14 protein-coding genes are annotated in these 16,519 nt (G+C 71.9%); 6 read left to right on the plus strand and 8 right to left on the minus strand.

Annotation, left to right across the window (positions count from 1 at the left end):
- Positions 1-43: 43 nt before the first annotated feature.
- The 3 genes from ACLF6P_RS24915 to thpR all read left to right on the plus strand — a co-directional run bounded on the left by ACLF6P_RS24915 (position 44) and on the right by thpR (position 3,750).
- Positions 44-1,324 (plus strand): GAF domain-containing protein, encoded by a 1,281-nt coding sequence (locus ACLF6P_RS24915; protein WP_415953106.1) that lies wholly within the window; start codon positions 44-46, stop codon positions 1,322-1,324.
- Between the two features lie 55 nt (positions 1,325-1,379).
- The gene (gene exaC, locus ACLF6P_RS24920) at positions 1,380-2,903 is read left to right on the plus strand and encodes an acetaldehyde dehydrogenase ExaC (protein WP_415953108.1); all 1,524 of its coding nucleotides are present in this window, start codon (positions 1,380-1,382) and stop codon (positions 2,901-2,903) included.
- A gap of 169 nt (positions 2,904-3,072) precedes the next feature.
- A complete protein-coding gene (thpR, locus tag ACLF6P_RS24925) occupies positions 3,073-3,750 on the plus strand; it encodes an RNA 2',3'-cyclic phosphodiesterase (RefSeq protein WP_415953110.1) in 678 nt (225 codons plus the stop codon).
- 75 nt (positions 3,751-3,825) lie between these two features.
- Here thpR and ACLF6P_RS24930 read toward each other — a convergent pair whose 3' ends face one another.
- The 3 genes from ACLF6P_RS24930 to ACLF6P_RS24940 all read right to left on the minus strand — a co-directional run bounded on the left by ACLF6P_RS24930 (position 3,826) and on the right by ACLF6P_RS24940 (position 6,346).
- A complete protein-coding gene (locus ACLF6P_RS24930) occupies positions 3,826-4,719 on the minus strand; it encodes a CBS domain-containing protein (protein ID WP_415953112.1) in 894 nt (297 codons plus the stop codon).
- The gene (locus ACLF6P_RS24935) at positions 4,716-4,904 is read right to left on the minus strand and encodes a universal stress protein (protein WP_415953114.1); all 189 of its coding nucleotides are present in this window, start codon (positions 4,902-4,904) and stop codon (positions 4,716-4,718) included. Before ACLF6P_RS24935 ends, ACLF6P_RS24930 begins: the two co-directional genes overlap by 4 nt.
- Positions 4,905-5,881: 977 nt before the next feature.
- Positions 5,882-6,346 carry a Crp/Fnr family transcriptional regulator gene (locus ACLF6P_RS24940; RefSeq protein ID WP_415953116.1) on the minus strand — a complete coding sequence of 155 codons (465 nt, stop codon included), beginning with the start codon at positions 6,344-6,346 and terminating at the stop codon, positions 5,882-5,884.
- Positions 6,347-6,571: 225 nt separating this feature from the next.
- Between ACLF6P_RS24940 and ACLF6P_RS24945 the strand changes: the two genes are divergently transcribed.
- Complete coding sequence (locus tag ACLF6P_RS24945; RefSeq protein WP_415953118.1) at positions 6,572-7,648, plus strand: zinc-dependent alcohol dehydrogenase family protein; 1,077 nt, start codon at positions 6,572-6,574, stop codon at positions 7,646-7,648.
- A gap of 23 nt (positions 7,649-7,671) precedes the next feature.
- On the plus strand, positions 7,672-8,412 hold the full coding sequence (locus ACLF6P_RS24950; protein WP_415953120.1) for a helix-turn-helix domain-containing protein: 741 nt from the start codon (positions 7,672-7,674) through the stop codon (positions 8,410-8,412).
- Positions 8,413-8,565: 153 nt separating this feature from the next.
- Here the strand turns inward: ACLF6P_RS24950 and ACLF6P_RS24955 are convergent, their stop codons facing one another.
- The 4 genes from ACLF6P_RS24955 to ACLF6P_RS24970 form a co-directional block, all read right to left on the minus strand.
- On the minus strand, positions 8,566-10,302 hold the full coding sequence (locus ACLF6P_RS24955; protein WP_415953121.1) for a sensor histidine kinase: 1,737 nt from the start codon (positions 10,300-10,302) through the stop codon (positions 8,566-8,568).
- A 193-nt stretch (positions 10,303-10,495) separates the two neighbouring features.
- Positions 10,496-12,907 (minus strand): glycoside hydrolase family 65 protein, encoded by a 2,412-nt coding sequence (locus ACLF6P_RS24960; protein ID WP_415953123.1) that lies wholly within the window; start codon positions 12,905-12,907, stop codon positions 10,496-10,498.
- Positions 12,904-13,638 carry an HAD family hydrolase gene (locus ACLF6P_RS24965; protein ID WP_415953306.1) on the minus strand — a complete coding sequence of 245 codons (735 nt, stop codon included), beginning with the start codon at positions 13,636-13,638 and terminating at the stop codon, positions 12,904-12,906. Before ACLF6P_RS24965 ends, ACLF6P_RS24960 begins: the two co-directional genes overlap by 4 nt.
- A 258-nt stretch (positions 13,639-13,896) precedes the next feature.
- Entirely contained in the window at positions 13,897-14,226 is a 330-nt protein-coding gene (locus tag ACLF6P_RS24970) for an SHOCT domain-containing protein (RefSeq protein WP_415953125.1), read from the minus strand.
- Positions 14,227-14,537: 311 nt separating this feature from the next.
- Here ACLF6P_RS24970 and ACLF6P_RS24975 point away from each other — a divergent pair, with 311 nt between their 5' ends.
- The gene (locus tag ACLF6P_RS24975) at positions 14,538-15,227 is read left to right on the plus strand and encodes a phosphatase PAP2 family protein (RefSeq protein ID WP_415953126.1); all 690 of its coding nucleotides are present in this window, start codon (positions 14,538-14,540) and stop codon (positions 15,225-15,227) included.
- On the opposite strand, the gene ACLF6P_RS24980 is transcribed toward ACLF6P_RS24975, so the two are convergent.
- The gene (locus ACLF6P_RS24980; RefSeq protein ID WP_415953128.1) at positions 15,199-16,518 is read right to left on the minus strand and encodes a glutamate-1-semialdehyde 2,1-aminomutase; all 1,320 of its coding nucleotides are present in this window, start codon (positions 16,516-16,518) and stop codon (positions 15,199-15,201) included. The genes ACLF6P_RS24975 and ACLF6P_RS24980 overlap by 29 nt on opposite strands.
- Between the last annotated feature and the right edge of the window lies 1 nt (position 16,519).

Consider the following 16,519-nt stretch of genomic DNA (forward strand, 5'->3'; position numbering starts at 1 on the left):
GCGAGGATGGCGGCAGGCGGACCGGTACACCGTGGAGGCCGAGTTGAGCGATCCCTGGGTGGCCCTGGAGCCGGGCGCCGACCCGGCCGAGCGCACACGCGCCGTACGGCGTGCGCATGCGGCGTTCACGAACGCCGGGACGGTGCAGCACCCGGTGCGCCCGGTGGTGGCGGACTCCTGGCGGCGTTCGCTGCGCGCACGAGTGAGCCCCGAGTGCACGGCCGAAGTGGAACTGAGCGAAGGGGACCTGGCGGCGTACCGGGCGGAGCACCCGCTGGCCAGGGTGATGCCGCTGCTGCGGGAGCTGGTGTCCACGTATGCCGCGGACGGTGAGCACCTCCTGGCCGTCTGCGACGCACGCGGCCGGCTGCTCTGGGTCGAGGGCCACAGCCTGACCCGCCGGCGGGCCGGGCGGATGAACTTCGTGCCGGGCGCCCGCTGGGCCGAGTCCTCGATGGGCACCAACGCGCCGGGCACGGCGGTCGCAGTGGACCGTCCTGTGCAGGTCTTCGCGGCCGAGCACTTCAGCCGGCCCGTACAGCCGTGGACCTGTGCCGCCGCGCCCGTCCACGATCCGCGCACCGGCCGGCTGCTCGGCGCCGTCGACATCACCGGCGGCGATCCGCTGGCCCATCCGCACAGCCTCGCCTTCGTGCAGGCGGTCGCCCGCACCGCCGAGTCCCAGCTCGCCCTGGAACACGCACGGCAGCAGGCCGAAGCACTCCACCTGCACGCCCTCGGCCGTGACGAGGCACTCCTGGTGGCCTCCGGCCGCAAGATCCGGCTGAGCCGCCGGCACAGCGAGCTCCTGGTGCTCCTGGCCCGCCATCCGGAGGGCCGCACCGGCGACCAGCTACTGCTCTCGCTGTACGAGGAGGAGTGCATGTCCCCCGTCACACTGCGCGCGGAGCTCTCCCGGCTGCGCAGCGTCCTGGGCCCCGAACTGCTGCGCTCCAGGCCGTACCGCCTGGCCGCCCCGGTCGAGGCGGACTTCCTGCTGGTGGAGCGCAGGCTCGCCGCGGGCGCCGTGTCCGGTGCGATGGGCGCGTACGACGGCCCGCTGCTGCCTGCGTCCGGCGCCCCCGAGATCGTACGGCTGCGCGAACGCCTCGATCGCGGGCTGCGCGCCGCGCTGGTGGAGCGGGCGGATCCGCAGCTGCTGACCGACTGGGTGCGCAGCCCCTGGGGCGGCGAGGACCTCGACATCTGGCAGGCGCTGGCGCGGACGGGATCCGCGGCGGCGCGGGCGCGCGCCCGGGCCGAGGTGCAGGCGCTCGGCCAGGAGCGGTCCGCCGCAACGTGGTTGCAACCTCCCGGCCCCTAGTCTCCCCGGCAGTGCCGCCCGACCGCGGGCGGCCGGCAACCGGGAGGCCACCGAGATGACCCGTTATGCCGCACCGGGCAGCGAGGGCTCGATCGTCGACTACGCAGCGCGCTACGAGCACTTCATCGGCGGGGAGTACGTGAAACCCGCCCGCGGCCAGTACTTCGAGAACCCCAGCCCGGTCAACGGACAACCCTTCACCGAGGTTGCGCGGGGCACCGCCGAGGACGTCGAGCGCGCCCTCGACGCCGCGCACGCCGCGGCACCCGCGTGGGGCCGCACCTCCACCACCGAACGCGCCAACCTCCTGGGCAGGATCGCCGACCGGACCGAGCAGAACCTGGAGAGGCTCGCCGTCGCCGAGTCCTGGGAGAACGGCAAGCCGGTACGCGAGACACTGGCCGCCGACATCCCCCTCGCCGTCGACCATCTGCGCTACTTCGCCGGGGCGATCCGTGCGCAGGAGGGCTCGCTCAGCGAGATCGACGACGACACCATCGCCTACCACTTCCACGAGCCGCTGGGCGTCGTGGGGCAGATCATCCCCTGGAACTTCCCGATCCTGATGGCCGTCTGGAAGCTCGCCCCGGCGCTCGCGGCGGGCAACGCGGTCGTCCTCAAGCCGGCCGAGCAGACCCCGGCCTCCGTCCACTACTGGCTCTCGTTCATCGCCGATCTCCTGCCGCCGGGTGTCCTCAACATCGTCAACGGCTTCGGCGCCGAGGCCGGAAAGCCCCTGGCCTCCAGCCCGCGCGTCGCCAAGGTCGCCTTCACCGGCGAGACCACGACGGGGCGGCTGATCATGCAGTACGCCTCCGAGAACATCAAACCGGTCACGCTGGAGCTGGGCGGGAAGTCACCGAACATCTTCTTCGACGATGTCTTCGCGATCGACGACGCCTTCCGCGACAAGGCACTGGAAGGTTTCACGATGTTCGCGCTCAACCAGGGCGAGGTCTGCACCTGCCCCTCGCGCGCGCTCATCCAGCGCGGCCACTACAGCGAGTTCCTGGACGCGGCCCTCGCCCGCACCGAGCAGATCAGGACCGGGCACCCGCTCGACACGGACACGATGATCGGTGCCCAGGCCTCCAACGATCAGCTGGAGAAGATCCTCTCCTATCTGGACATCGGCCGGCGCGAGGGCGCGAAGGTCCTGACGGGCGGTCAGCGCATCGAGTACGACGGCGACATGGCGGGCGGCTACTACGTCCAGCCCACCGTCTTCGAGGGCGACAACCGGATGCGGATCTTCCAGGAGGAGATCTTCGGCCCGGTCGTCTCGGTCACGCCCTTCGGCGACTACGACGAGGCCATCAGCATCGCCAACGACACACTGTACGGCCTCGGCGCGGGCGTGTGGACCCGCGACAGCAACACCGCCTACCGCGCGGGCCGTTCCATCCAGGCGGGCCGGGTATGGGTGAACAACTACCACGCGTACCCGGCGCACGCGGCCTTCGGCGGCTACAAGCAGTCCGGGATCGGCCGGGAGAACCACAAGATGATGCTGGACCACTACCAGCAGACGAAGAACGTCCTGGTGTCGTACAGCCCGGACAGGCTCGGGTTCTTCTAGGGTCTCGAATCGGCTGCCCGGCGGCTCCGCTGCGTCCGCGGGGCCTGCGGGCACGAGGGCACGAGGGCACGAGGGCACGAGGGCACGAGGGCACCGGGGAGTGATCACCGGTGGCGGCAGTGTCCACGCACGCGCGGAACCTGCGGACGCATGAGGTAGGAAGACACCCGTGACCGAAGCGCCGCAGACCGCCACCCAGCACGTGTTCATCGCCCTCGCGCCGCCCGACGACGCAAAGCACGAGCTGGCGCATGCGCTGCGCCCGGTCTGCTCCGCGTATCCCGGTCTGCGCTGGAACCGCATCGAGGACTGGCACATCACGCTGGCCTTCCTGGGCGAACTGCCGGTGCAGGCCGTGCAGCGGCTCCGTGCCCCCCTCGCCGACCTGGCGGCCGCTCACCCCGCTCCCGAACTGGCACTGTTCGGGGGCGGGCACTTCGACGAGCGAGTGCTGTGGAGCGGCGTCGAGGGTGATCTCGACCGGCTGCACGCGCTGGCCGATGCGGTACGGGTGAGGGTCAGGGACTGCGACGTAGCCTTCGCCGAACGTCCGCTGCGTCCCCACCTCACGCTGGCCCGTGCCCGCCGGAACGACAAGGCCTCCGTCACCGCGGCGGCCGCCCGCCTCGACGGGTTCACCGGACGTCCTTGGCAGGCCGAACGCCTCCATCTGGTCGGCAGCACGGTAAGAGGCCACTCGGGCCCGCGGCGCTATCAGGACATCGACGCATGGGCCCTCGTCACCGGTCCGGGGCGACCCGGTCCCCGCCCGCCACGGACCGCAGTGCGGGAGCATTCAGACGGTATGGGTCCCGCCGTGCCGCCGGTTCGGCCGCACGCGCCCTGAATCCGGTCGACCAGCCGCACACGGGTCGACCAGCCGCATACGAAGGGCGTCGGCTCGCGCTCGTCCCGCGCGCCCTCAGGCTCCTGCGAGGTGGTAGCGCACCTCGGTCACGTCGTCGATGTCCTTGATACGTGCCAGGAGCAACGGGACGTCGGACTGCCGCATCTTTCCGTCAAGTTCGACCACACCGTTGCGCACGGTGACCTTCACGGTGTCGCGGTCTGCCGGGAAGTACGCGGTGAGGATCTTGGTGACGATCTCCTCGCGGATCTGGGCGTCGTCCCGTATCAGGGCTGCGAGCAGCGCGTTCCTGTGCACCACTCCGACCAGGCGCCCAAAGTGGTCCGTGACCGGAAGGCGCTTGAGCCGGGAGAGGCACACCAGCCATGCGGCTTGCGCGACCGTCTGCCGGGGGAAGACCGTGACCGCAGGGGACGTCATCAGGCTTTCGGCGGTCTCGCCTCGGGCCTTGTCGTGGAGCCGCCGCTCCCGCAACCGTGCGAGCACTCCGGGGTGGTGGCCGGATGCCTCGATGGCCGCCTTGGCCAGCAGGTCGGACTCGGACACTACGCCGAGCACATGGTCCTCTGCGTCCACCACCGGCAGGCAGCCGATGTGATCCCGGGCGAGTGTCCGGGCGATGTCGAGGAACGGCATGTCTTCGGGCACGGACGCGGCCGGGACGTCCATGACCTCGCGGACCAGCAGAGGCTGCGGGCCCCCGCCGGTCTCCGAGGTGCCCGCGGCGGGCTCCGCGGGCGCCGCGGCGGATTCCGCCGGGGCGGCCTGCATGGGCTCGGCTGCCTGGGCGGGCGGCGGGGGAACGGCAACATGCTTCGCGGACACCGAGGCCACCGCTGCGATGTAGCGCGTCAGTTGGTCGCCCTGTGTTTCACCGGGCCTCGACGTCCGGCCCAGGGCCGTGCGGCGCGGCTCTGCTCCTGCCGAGAACCTCTCGCTCCCGTTCATGGTCTGCTCCTCGACTCGCCTCGCATCGGATCGGATGGTGTTGTGGGGGCATCGGTTGGTCCTGCGTGGACCAGGTGGAGCGGTGCGCCGCGCCGTGCGGCCTCGTCGAGCGCCCAATGCAGCGCCGCGTCCTGTTGTGCACTGTCGACACCGAAGACGACCGGCCGTTGTCCGATGGGCGTCATGTCTCCTCCGGTTGTGTGCCGAGGTGGGAACCGGCCGTCGGATGCGGCTGGCTCCCCTCTGTCTCGTGCTCAAGCTCCTCTGTCTCGTGCTCAACCTCCTCTGTCGCGTGCTCGGGCGCAGATCTCCTCGACGATGTGGCCCACCGTCGTCTCCTGCAGATGCCGGGCGAGGTCGGCCTCGCCGATCAAGCCGACCGGGCGTGGTGCAGGATCTCCCCCAGCTGCTCTCCTCCCGCGGGTCCTGCCATGGCTGCGCATGGACGGTGCATGCGCAGGTCGTGGGCTCGGCTCGGGTTCCGCGGTCAGAGGAAGGCCTCGGAAACCTGAACGGTCCGCACCGGGCGACGGGTACGCAGGGCGGCCACCGGCGCGAGGGCGGTCCTCGGATGCCGGGGCAGTGCATCGCCCGCCGTGCTGCGGTTCTCGGTCCACAGCCGCACCTCGGATGTGCGGACCCGGCATCGTCCCGTGGTCTCGCCCGTACGATTCATGGCGGTGCCGGCCGGCTCAGGAGCGGAGGGGGCGGCCGGACGGGGAGCGCAGGTCAAGCGGGCGGGGCCGGCGCGGCGGCCTGGGGCGGGGGCTGACCCGGGTCTGCTGCATGGTCCTCACCTTCCCTGAACGCCGGGCCTCGCCCGGTGGTCCGTCTCGTTCTTTCACCGTGCGGCCGCCGGCGCGCCGCTCCCAGTGCCGAGAGGGTCAACCGCCCGGGGCCGGTCGGCCCGTCGGAGTCGGGGACCGGCCGACCCCGCCGACGTGACCGTCCGGGCACCACCTGTCTGCCCGACCGAATCTCATGGCAGGCCGGACTGGTGCAGGAGGGCGGAAAGTGTTCTCCTGGATATGAGGAAGGGCCCGTGAGGACGCGGAGAAGCGGGATCACAACCCGTGCACCACGCAATCAGGATCCGCGAGAAGCGGATGGGTTCTTCCTCGCTCGTATGCGCCCGGTTCCACGGCCGTCCGGCCCCTTGGTCTCAGACGGACGTCCCGCTTCCGTAGGGCGCGTACAGATCGAGCAGGCGGGTGCGGGTGGCGTGCAGTCGGTGGGCGAGGACCTGTCCGACCCAGCGGGTGATCTCCTCCGCCAGCGCCGTGTCGTCCCGGCACATCTTCCGGACCGTCTCCGCATCGAACTCCCACGCGTGCACCGGGCTCGCCGCCGTGGCGCCCAGGTGCCACACATGGGGCGACAACAGCCAGGACCAGCCGATGAGTTCATCGACGCCGAGTGTCTCGATCACCGCCGCCCGGCGCCCGGGGACGCTCTGGTCGAGGGCGACCGTTCCGGACCTGAGCACCCAGAAGCGATCGGCTCTGCCGCCCTCGTTGAACAGGCGGGTGCCCTTCGGGAAGCTCACCTGCCGCGCGACGGCCATCAGCTCGTCCCGGTGACCGGCCGAGAGGACCTGGGCCATCCGCGGTGCCGGAGTGGTGATCATGACGGCCCTCCTCACACGGCGGTCGATGCCGGCCGCCGGACTCGGCGGTTGGTATGCGCCGCCGGGTACGTGGTCTCGTCCCAGGTTCCCACCGCCGCCCGCTGCCCGCTGCCGGGGGGTGCTGTCCGGTACCAGGTGGGGACCGACCGGCCCAAGCGCGCCGGCGGCGCGCTGCCCGAGCCTGATGGTGTCCCGCACCACCAGGACCGGAAAGAAGGACGCGCCATGAAGGCACTCGTCTTCCAGGAGCCCGGGAAGATCTCCTGGCAGGAGGTCCCGGACCCATCGATCAAGGACGCCGGCGACGTGATCGTCCGCGTCGACGCCGTCACCGTCTGCGGCACCGATCTGCACATCGTCAGGGGTGACGTACCCGATGTCTCCCCCGGCCGGGTGCTCGGCCACGAGGCCCTCGGCACCGTCGTCGAGACAGGTGGCGATGTCCGCACCGTCCGACCCGGCGACCGCGCCCTGATCTCCTGTATCTCCGCCTGCGGCCGCTGCCGCTTCTGCCGAGAGGGGCACTACGGCCAGTGCCGCGGTGGCGGTGGCTGGGTGCTGGGCCACACCATCGACGGGACCCAGGCCGAATACGTCCGCGTTCCCTTCGCCGACCTGTCCGTCCACCCGCTGCCCAACTCCCTGTCCGACCACGCCGCCGTGCTGCTGGCCGACATCTTCCCGACCGCGTACGAGGTCGGCGTGCTGAACGGCAACGTGCGCCCGGGCGACACGGTCGTCGTGGTCGGCGCGGGACCCATCGGCCTCGCCACCGTCGCCACGGCGCGGCTCTACAGCCCCTCACGGATCATCGCCGTCGACCTCGCCGAGACCCGTCTGGCCGCCGCACGTGAGCTCGGCGCCGACGCCACCGTCGGTGCGCGGGAGGAGCCCGAGAACCTGGTCGCGGACCTCACCGACGGGCTCGGGGCGGACGTGGTCATCGAGGCCGTCGGTGTGCCCGAGGCGTTCGAGATGTGCACGCGCGTGGTCCGGCCGGGCGGCCGGGTGGCGAACGTCGGCGTGCACGGCAAGCCCTCCCTCCTCCACCTCGAGGACCTGTGGATCAAGGATGTCACCATCACGACAGGACTCGTCGACACGTACTCCACACCCATGCTGCTGCGCCAGCTGGCCGCGGGCCGCCTGCCCGGAGCCGAGCTGGTCACGCACAGCTTCGAACTGGACCAGATGGAGGAGGCCTACGACGTCTTCTCCCGAGCCGGCGACACCGGCGCGCTCAAGGTCGTGCTCGGCAGTCCGCCGCACGACACCCTGGCCGTGCCGCCGCAGGGGCAGTGAGCACTGTGAAGGGAGTGAGCGCCATGAAGAGGACGCCGTCTTCCGCACCACACCCGTCCGGCGAGACGGCCGTGGACGGCGACGGGACCACGACCGGCGGCGGGACCACGACCGGCGGGAATGCCGGACGCACCGACCTCGGCCGCCGGGTGGCCGCCCGCCGTGAAGCGCTCGGGCTGAGCCGTGAGGAGCTGGCCCGGCGCTGCGGCGCCGACAGCAACTACATCGCCTACGTCGAGGAGCATGCGGCGCGCCCTGCCATCGGAACGCTCGTGCGGCTGTCCGACGCTCTCGGCATCACGGTCGACGCCCTGTCCGGCGCCGGCACCGACCGCGTCCCCGGCCGGGCCCCGGCCCGGCGCGACAGCGCGCTCGTACCGCTGAGCGAAGCCGAATGCCGACGGCTGCTCGACACGTACGGCGTGGGGCGCCTGGCCACCTTCACCGCGGAGGGGCCCGCGGTGTTTCCCGTGAACTATTTCGTGGCGGGCGGCGACATCGCCTTCCGCACCGGCGCGGACACGGTCGCCACGAAGGCCGTGGGCACGGAGGTGGCGTTCGAGATCGACAGCATCGACGACGTGACCGCCACGGGCTGGAGTGTGCTGGTCGTCGGCGCGCTGCAGGCGGTCACCGACCCGGACCGGATCCGTCACCTACGCTCCGCGGCCCGCTCCGAGCCTTGGGCCGGCGGCCCGCGCACCCATTGGATGACGCTTACTCCGGTCCGCATCAGCGGGCGGCGAGTGGCACCCGACGCGTAGCGTCCGGCTGCCGAGTCGCGTAGCGGGCCGCTGCCGAGTCCGGCGGACCGACGGGACGCGACGAGTCCGGCGGACCGACAGACCGGCGGACCGACGGGCCACGCGGGCCACGCGGGCCACGCGGGCCACGGCGCCCGTCGGCCGGACAGGTCTTCACGTCACATCGGGCCGCAGCGGAACACGCCACTCCAGCACCGTGCCATGGGCCGGTGCCGCCAGGCCGCCGACCGACAGGGATCCTCCCAGGCGTTCGGCGCGCTCGGTCAGGTTCCGCAGTCCGCTCCGAGTGCCTTCCGCCGCGATGCCCACTCCGTCGTCGCCGACCGTCACCGTCAGGACTCCGTCGTCGGCGACGACCGCCACGTCCGCCCGGTGGGCGCGGGCGTGCCGGGCGACGTTGCTGAGCGCCTCGCCGACGACCGCGGTGACCTCCTCGCGCACGTCGGCCGGCACATCCGTGTCGAGCAGACCCTCCATCCGGAGCGAGGGCGCGAATCCGAGCGTCGGCGCGACAGCGTCCACCGCCTTGACGATCCGGCTCCGCAGCTTCGCCGCCTCCGCGGGGGACGCGTGCTCCCGCAGGCCGAAGATGGTCGAGCGAATGATCTTGATCGTGGCGTCCAGTTCGTCGATGGCACGGGTCAGGCGGGCCGTCGCCTCCGGATGCTCGACGAACCGCCGGGCGCTCTGCAACGTCATGCCGGTGGCGAACAGGCGCTGGATCGCCAGGTCGTGCAGGTCCCGGGCGATCCGGTCCCGGTCCTCCAGCTGGCTGACCTGCTCGGCGTCCCGCCTTCGCTCGGCCAGTTCGAGGGCCAGGGCGGCCTGGGCCGCGAAGGCGGGCAGCTCGTCGCTCTCGACGCGGGTGAACGGAGCGCGTCCGCGGGTTCTGGCGAGGGTCAGTACACCGGTCAGACGCTCCTTGGTACCGACCGTGACGGCCACCGCCGGACCGAAGCCCCGCCATCGCTCGGGCTGGACCGTGAACCGCTCGTCCCCTTCCACATCGACCACGGCCACCAGACCGTCCTCACGGAGCGCCTCCGCTGCCAGAGTGCCCTCGGTACTCGGCAGTACGACACCGCGATGCCGCTCGGCACCGACACCGCGTGCCAGCGAACCGCGCAGCTCCTGCTGCGCTCCGACCAGGTAGAAGGCGCCCAGGTCCGCGTCCAGGATGTCCACGGCCCTCTCGAGGAGGCCGTCGAGCACCTCGGCCTCGGGTGTGCCGGACAGCAGGGCGCTGGTGAGGTCGGAGCTGGCGGTCAGCCACAGCTGACGGCGTCGGCTCTCCTCGTACAGCCGCGCGTTCTCCACGGCGATGCCGGCCGCGACGGCCAGCGTCGTCACCATGGCCTCGTCCTCGGCGTCGAAAGCCGCTCCACCCCGCTTCTCGGTGAGGTAGAGGTTGCCGAACACCTCGTCCCGGACCCGGATCGGTACTCCGAGGAAGGAGTGCATCGGCGGGTGATGGGGCGGGAAACCGTGTGACGCGGGGTGCTCCGACAGCTCTTCCAGCCGCAGCGGCCGCGGATTGCGGATCAGTTCGCCCAGCAGGCCGCGGCCCGAGGGCAGATCGCCGATCCGCGCTCGTACATCGTCGTCGATGCCGATCGGGACGAACTCGGAGAGCTTCCCGTCCTCACCGACGACCCCCAGGGCACCGTACTCGGCGTCGACGAGAGCGACCGCCGCCTCCACGACCTCCCGCAGCACCTGTGGAAGGTCGAGCGCCCGGCCGACGGACATGACGGCTTCGAGGAGCCCGTTGAGCCGGTCGCGCGTGCCGCGGACTTCAGCGATGCGGATCTGGAGTTCCTCGAGCAGCTCGTCGAGCTTCAGCTTCGGCAGCCGCCCGTCACCGGGGCCGCCGATGTCGGCTTGCCCCATCGCATTCTCCGGCGGGTTCAATCGAGACCTCCGGCGGGTTCGGCCGCGCCCACCGCGTCCGGTCGCCCGCTTCAACGATAGCGCCGAAGCATGGTCCGCTCCTTGTGAACCGGTCCTCTGAAGGCCGTACGGATGAGCCGTGCGGTGCCGAATCCCGCGATGGAGCAGGCGGGCGCGGAGCCCGCCGCCCGGCTCACAGCCGGAACCAGCGCTCCTGCCCCGGCTCCACCGCATACCGCCGTTCCTCCGGCAGCACGACGGTCAGGGCGTCCCTCGCGGACGCGGGCACGCGCACGGACAGGCGGCCCGGCAGCATGCGGACGCGGACTCCGCGGTGGCCGAGGAGGCGCAGGGTGAAGGTGGAGCGGGGGATCTCCGTCAGCGGCACCGGGGTGACCCACAGTCCGTCGGGACCGGCCTCCAGGCCCGTGATCCCGCGCTCTACCAGGTCGACGGTGCCTGCCATGGCGCCCAGGTGGATCCCCTCACCGGTCGTTCCGCCCTGGATGTCGGCGACGTCGGAGAGCAGCGCCTGCTCGCAGTGGTGCCAGGCCTCGGGGCCTTGCAACCGGGCCAGTACCCAGCCGTGGACGAGGCTGCTGAGGGTGGAGCCGTGGCTGGTGCGCCGCAGATGGTACGAGACGGTGGCGCGCCAGATCTCGTCGTCGAGGCGGTAGCCGAGCCTGCCGAACAGGTCGCGCAGTTCGGCAGGCCGGAAGAGGTAGCCGAGCATCAGGACGTCGGCCTGCTTGGACGCCTGGTACCGGTTGACCGTGTCGCCCTCGGCCTCCAGGATCCGGTCGAGGCGCCGGATGTCGTCGTATCGCGCCCGGTACGCCTCCCAGTCGAGCTCCTGGAGGTCTCCGTAGCCCTCGAACTGGCTCACCACGCCCCGGTGGAACGGCACGTGGAGGCGTCTGGAGACCTCCTCCCACCGGGAGAGTTCCCGGTCGGTCAGCGAAAGGCGCTCACCCAGTTCGGCCCGCCGGGCCGCGGGCAGGTCGCCGAGCAGGTCGAGGCCGCGGGCCAGGACCCAGGCAGCGGACACGTTGGTGTAGGCGTTGTCGTCGATGCCGGGCTCCGCGGCGTCCGGATAGGCGTCGTGGTACTCGTCCGGTCCGACGACTCCGCGGATCCGGTAGCGGCCGAGGGTGCGGTCGAAGACAGCGGCTCCGGCCCAGAAGCGGGCGATCTCGAGGAGCATCTCGGCTCCCGCGGAGTGCAGGAACTCCCGGTCGCCGGAAGCCTGCGCGTACTTCCATACGTTGTACGCGACCGCGGTGCCCACATGGTGCTGGAGCCGTGAATGGTCGGGCAGCCAGCGACCGGAGCGGGGGTTGAGGTGCCGCTCCTGGGTCTCCTCCCGGCCCGAACTCGCGCTCTGCCACGGGTACATGGCGCCGCTGTGACCGCTGCGCCGGGCCGCCTCGCGGGCGGCGGGCAGACGTCGGCTCCGGTACAGGAGCAGGGATTTGGCCACCTCGGGGAAGTGGAGACCGAGGTAGGGCAGGACGAACAACTCGTCCCAGAAGACATGGCCCCGGTACGCCTCGCCGTGCAGCCCACGGGCCGGTACGCCCACGTCGAGCGCGGCAGTGTGCGGGGACAGCGTCTGCAGCACATGGAAGAGGTGCAGCCGCAGGATGTTGCCGACGGCCCCCGGCACGTACAACTCACCCTGCTGCCACAGGCGTTGCCAGGCCGCCTCGTGTGCCGCCCGCAGCACCGGGAACGGTCCCGCCTGCGCGATGGAGTCCAGGGCGGTGGTCAGCGGATCGGCTTCGGGCCTGTCGGTGGAGGCGTGCAGGGCCAGCGTCTTCACGATGCGGACGGAGCGGCGCGGTTCGACCGGAAGGCGGTAGGTCTGAACGATCGTGGACTGTGCGGTCGTGGACTGCGTGGAGCTCTCGTCGGCGGCGAACGCCGGTTCGGTGGCCGTACGGACAGCCAGTGCGATCCGGATGTCCGATTCGGCCGTACGGCAGGAGAGCCAGGCGACACCGCCGGGGGCGAACCCGGTCCGGTGCCGGGTCAGGTGGTGTCCCTCCAGGTTGCGGTAACGCTCGACACCGGCGTTGGTCACCGCGCCGTCGAGGACGGACCGCACTTCGACGGCCCCGGTCCAGCCGTAGACACGCAGGGTGGTGCACTGGGCGGCGAGGCGCGGGTCGGCCATGTGCACCAGCCGGACGTGGCTCACCCGCAGACTGCGCCCTTCGCCGAGCCGGAAGTACAGGGTCCGGGTGAGCACTCCCGTACGCAGGTCGAGGTGCACGTCATGGTGGTGCAACTCGGTGGAGTCGGGGGTGAGCCAGTCGCCGGGCGGGCGGTCGTCGGGCAGGCAGCGGTAGCGCAGCAGCGTCCAGTTCGGCAGGTTGACGAGGTCCTCGTTGGTCACCTGGACGCCCGCCACGGCGGAGGTGCGCCGGTCGTAGCAGCCGGCGAGATAGGTGCCCGGATAGTGAGTGGCGTCGGCCGTGCACTCGGGGGCGCTGCCGCGGGTGGCGAAGCGGCCGTTGCCGAGCGTGCAGAGCGATTCGAGCAGCCGCTCGCGCCCGGGGACGTACCCGTCGTACCGCCAGCTCCAGCTCGGGCCCGACCTCATACACGCACCCCCCAGACCCGGCGGACCACGGTGATCAGGTCGGAGAGGACCAGGTCGGCGCCTTGTTCGCGGAGGCGGGGCGCGGCGCGGCCGTCCGGTGTGCGGTCGAGGCCCAGGACGAGGGCGAAGCCACCGCGGCGTGCGGCACGGACGCCTGCCTCGGCGTCCTCGACGACGGCGGTGTCGTCGGGGCGGGCGCCGAGGAGGCCGGCAGCGTGCAGGAAGAGGGCCGGGTCGGGCTTGCCGGGGAGCCGGAGCCGGGCGGCGTCCGTACCGTCCACGACCGCGGCGAGCAGCCGGTCGAGTCCCCGCGCCTGCAACAGGGGGCGGGCGTGGCGTGAGGCCGACACGGCGGCGCAGGCGACACCGGCGCGGCGCAGGGCTTCGAGGGCCGGCGCGGTGTCCGGGTACACCGGTACACCGCCGTCTTCGACGAGTGCTCCGAAGAGCTGGTCCTTGCGGGCGGCGACCGCCCGGACGGTGTCGCAGCCGGGTGGGTCCTCGGGTGTTCCGGAGGGAAGGTGCAGCCCACGGGAGGTCAGGAACGCCTCTGCGCCGTCGTGGCGGGGACGGCCGTCGACGTGCCGCCGGTATTCGGCGTCGGAGTCGAAGGGGGCTTGGCTCCGGCCGTCCTCGGACCAGGCGGCGAGACACGGATCGAAGGCTTCCTTCCACGCGCGGGCGTGGAGCGCGGCGGAGTCGAGGAGGACGCCGTCGGTGTCGAGCACCAAGGCGCCCGGAAGGGGTCCGGGCTGCGGTGCCTGGGGCCTGGCCGACCCGCTCACGGCCGAGAACCGGCATCCGTGTGCTGTGGTGATCCGGACTCCGTCATGGCCCTCTCCTCGCGGCGGGAACGGACGGCCGCAGGCCCATCGCGGTGGCAGCTCCTCGGGGCGGCGGCTCTTCCTTCCGGCGCCGGACCGGGGCGGTCCGCCTCCTGGGGCCGACAAGCTGGTAGGAGCCGTCCGGGTCGCCCATGCCTGCGAGTCTCACGATAGTCCGTTCCGCAGAATGCCGAGGAGCTTGCGGTACTCCTCGCCGTCGATCTCGCCGCGCGCGAGCCGCTCCCCCAGGATCTTCTCGGCCGGGGCAGAGGCGGGGGCGGAGTCGGAGTCGGAGTCGGAGGAAGTATCCGGGCCCGACGCCGGGCCCGACGCCCCCGACCCGCCGGGCCGGCGCGCAGGCCGGTCCGCGGCGCGGTCGAGCGAGCGGAAGAGCAACACCACCGCGATGATCAGAAGAACCCAGAACAGCACCATGCCGGCCGACATCGCGAACCAGCCCCACCCGTTCATGCCGTCGCCGTACCAGAACATCATGACCGCTCACGCTCCCGACATCGGGCGAACACCACCCTGGCGCCGTGGCGCCAGGCGGTTCCACCACTCCACGGTGCCCGACGCAGAAGGCCCCGCACAGGGCCGATCGGTCCCCACCTGAGCCACTCGGGGCGTGGGCTCCCGGCCTGCCACCAGGGGGTGCACCGCGGCGCTGGGTTCACCGCGCAGCAATGCGCACCGAGTTGGATATCGTGGCAGGCAAGTACGCAATCGGGTGCAATCACGTGCATCTGACCGGTTCGTCGGCTGGGCGCGCAGGTTCCGGCCCGCACCCACTCCGGGGGTTTCGTGTGTTGGATGGTCTGGCCGGTGGGCCGAAGCGTGCCGTGCTGCCCGTGCGGCTGCGCGGTGCGCTCGGGGTGATCGCGGGGTGTGCGGCGGCCGTCGTCGCCGTGGTCGGGATGGTGTACGCGGGCCATCGTGCGCCAGGACGGGTGGACCGTTGGTTCGTTGCCCCGACCGCGGACGCGGTACGGCCGCCGTGGCGCTGGGTCGCCGTCGGTGTGGACTTTCTCGGGGATCCGGCCGGGGCGGTCGCGCTGGTGGCGCTCGCCGTGGCGGGCCTTGTGCTGCTGCGGGATCCTCGGGCGGCTGTGTTCGTCGTGGCCGCGACGGGTGCGACCGTGGCTACGGTGGTCGTGGTCAAGCCCCTGGTCGCACGCACGATTCACGGCGAGGGCAATCTGTCGTATCCGAGCGGGCACACCGCCTTCCTCACCGCCTTCGCCCTCGTCCTGGCCCTCCTGTTGGCCGGGCGGCTCGGGCTCGGCCGGACGGCCGGGACGCTGCTCGTACTGGCCGCGTCCCTGGCCGCCGGTCTCTCGATGGGCTGGGCCCAGGTCGCCATCAGCGCGCACTATCCGACCGATGCGCTCGGCGGCTGGTGCACCGCGCTCGTGGTGGTGCCGGGCACCGGGTGGCTGGTGGACCGGACCGCACGCGGCGCGGAGGTCACGCGGTGCGCCGGAACACCGGTTTGACGGGGCGTCCGCCGAGCCACGGCCCGGGGTCCTCGGCGTCGAGTGCCTTGCGGTACACCGCACAGGCACGGCCCACCACGTCCACGGTGTGCCTGATGTCCTGCTCGGTGAGCGCGCTGCTGACCACGAACGACGGCGCGAGTACACCGCCTGCGAGCAGTTCGCGCAGGAACAGGGTGCGGTACTCCTGCGAGGGCCGGCCGTCCGGGCCGAGGGTCGCGAAGACCAGGTTGCTGGCCCTGCCCCGTACCACCACGTGCTCGGCGACACCCGTGCTCGCCGCCACATCGCGGACGCCGGTCGCCAACTGCTCGCCTAGGGCGTGCAGTTGCCCGGTGACGCCCTCCTCGGCATAGGTGGACTGCACGGCCATCGCCGCGGCGAGCGCGTGGGTCTCCGCGCCGTGCGTGGTGGAAAGGAGGAACACCCGCTCTTCGGTGTGGCGCAGCCCGCCCCGCTCCATCAGCTCGCGTCGTCCGGCGAGCGCGGAGACCGCGAAGCCGTTGCCGAGCGCCTTGCCGAAGGTGGAGAGGTCGGGGACGACCCCGTAGAGGCCCTGGGCGCCCGCCTCGGACCAGCGCAGGCCGGTGATCATCTCGTCGAGCACGAGGAGGCAGCCGTGCCGGTGGGCGAGGTCGCGCAGGGCTTCCAGATAGCCCGGTGGCGGCTCGGTCTGCGTGGCGGCTTCGAGGATCAGGCAGGCGATCTCGCCCTCGTGCCGGGCGAGCAGGTCTTCGGTGGCGGCGAGGTCCCCGTACGGGAAGGTGACGGTGAGGCCGGAGGGCGGAATTCCGGCGGACATGGGTGTGGTGGTGATGAACCAGTCGTCGGTGGAGAAGAACGGCTGGTCGGCGCAGAGCGCCACCCGCGGGCGTCCGGTGACGGCGCGCGCGAGGCGGACCGCGGCGGTGGTCGCGTCCGAGCCGTTCTTCGCGAACTTCACCATCTCGGCGGTCTCGACGGTGGCCAGGAAGCGCTCCGCGGCTTCGAGTTCGATGACCGAGGGGCGGACGAAGTTGCTGCCGCGGTCGAGCTCGCGGCGTACCGCCTCGGTGACTCGCGGGTGGGCATGGCCGAGGCTGACCGAGCGCAGCCCGGAGCCGTATTCGATGTAGCGGTTGCCGTCGATGTCCCAGACGTGGGCACCGCGGCCGTGGCTGATGACGGGCGCGAGGTCTTCGGGGTACTGGTCGTCGCCCTTGGCGTAGGTGTGGGCGCCGCCGGGGATCAGGCTGTGCAGACGTTCGTTGGCCCGGCGTGAGCGGGGCAGCCGGAAGTCTTCGGTGTCCACT

The organism is Streptomyces lothianensis, from assembly GCF_047779955.1.
Classification (GTDB): domain Bacteria; phylum Actinomycetota; class Actinomycetes; order Streptomycetales; family Streptomycetaceae; genus Streptomyces.

Excerpts from the sequence above, each read along its gene's own strand:
- exaC (WP_415953108.1), top strand. The coding sequence starts at position 1,380 with ATGACCCGTTATGCCGCACCGGGCAGCGAGGGCTCGATCGTCGACTAC.
- ACLF6P_RS24930 (WP_415953112.1), bottom strand. The coding sequence starts at position 4,719 with ATGAACGGGAGCGAGAGGTTCTCGGCAGGAGCAGAGCCGCGCCGCACG.
- ACLF6P_RS24935 (WP_415953114.1), bottom strand. The coding sequence starts at position 4,904 with ATGACGCCCATCGGACAACGGCCGGTCGTCTTCGGTGTCGACAGTGCA.
- ACLF6P_RS24940 (WP_415953116.1), bottom strand. The coding sequence starts at position 6,346 with ATGATCACCACTCCGGCACCGCGGATGGCCCAGGTCCTCTCGGCCGGT.
- ACLF6P_RS24945 (WP_415953118.1), top strand. The coding sequence starts at position 6,572 with ATGAAGGCACTCGTCTTCCAGGAGCCCGGGAAGATCTCCTGGCAGGAG.
- ACLF6P_RS24950 (WP_415953120.1), top strand. The coding sequence starts at position 7,672 with ATGAAGAGGACGCCGTCTTCCGCACCACACCCGTCCGGCGAGACGGCC.
- ACLF6P_RS24955 (WP_415953121.1), bottom strand. The coding sequence starts at position 10,302 with ATGGGGCAAGCCGACATCGGCGGCCCCGGTGACGGGCGGCTGCCGAAG.
- ACLF6P_RS24960 (WP_415953123.1), bottom strand. The coding sequence starts at position 12,907 with ATGAGGTCGGGCCCGAGCTGGAGCTGGCGGTACGACGGGTACGTCCCC.
- ACLF6P_RS24970 (WP_415953125.1), bottom strand. The coding sequence starts at position 14,226 with ATGATGTTCTGGTACGGCGACGGCATGAACGGGTGGGGCTGGTTCGCG.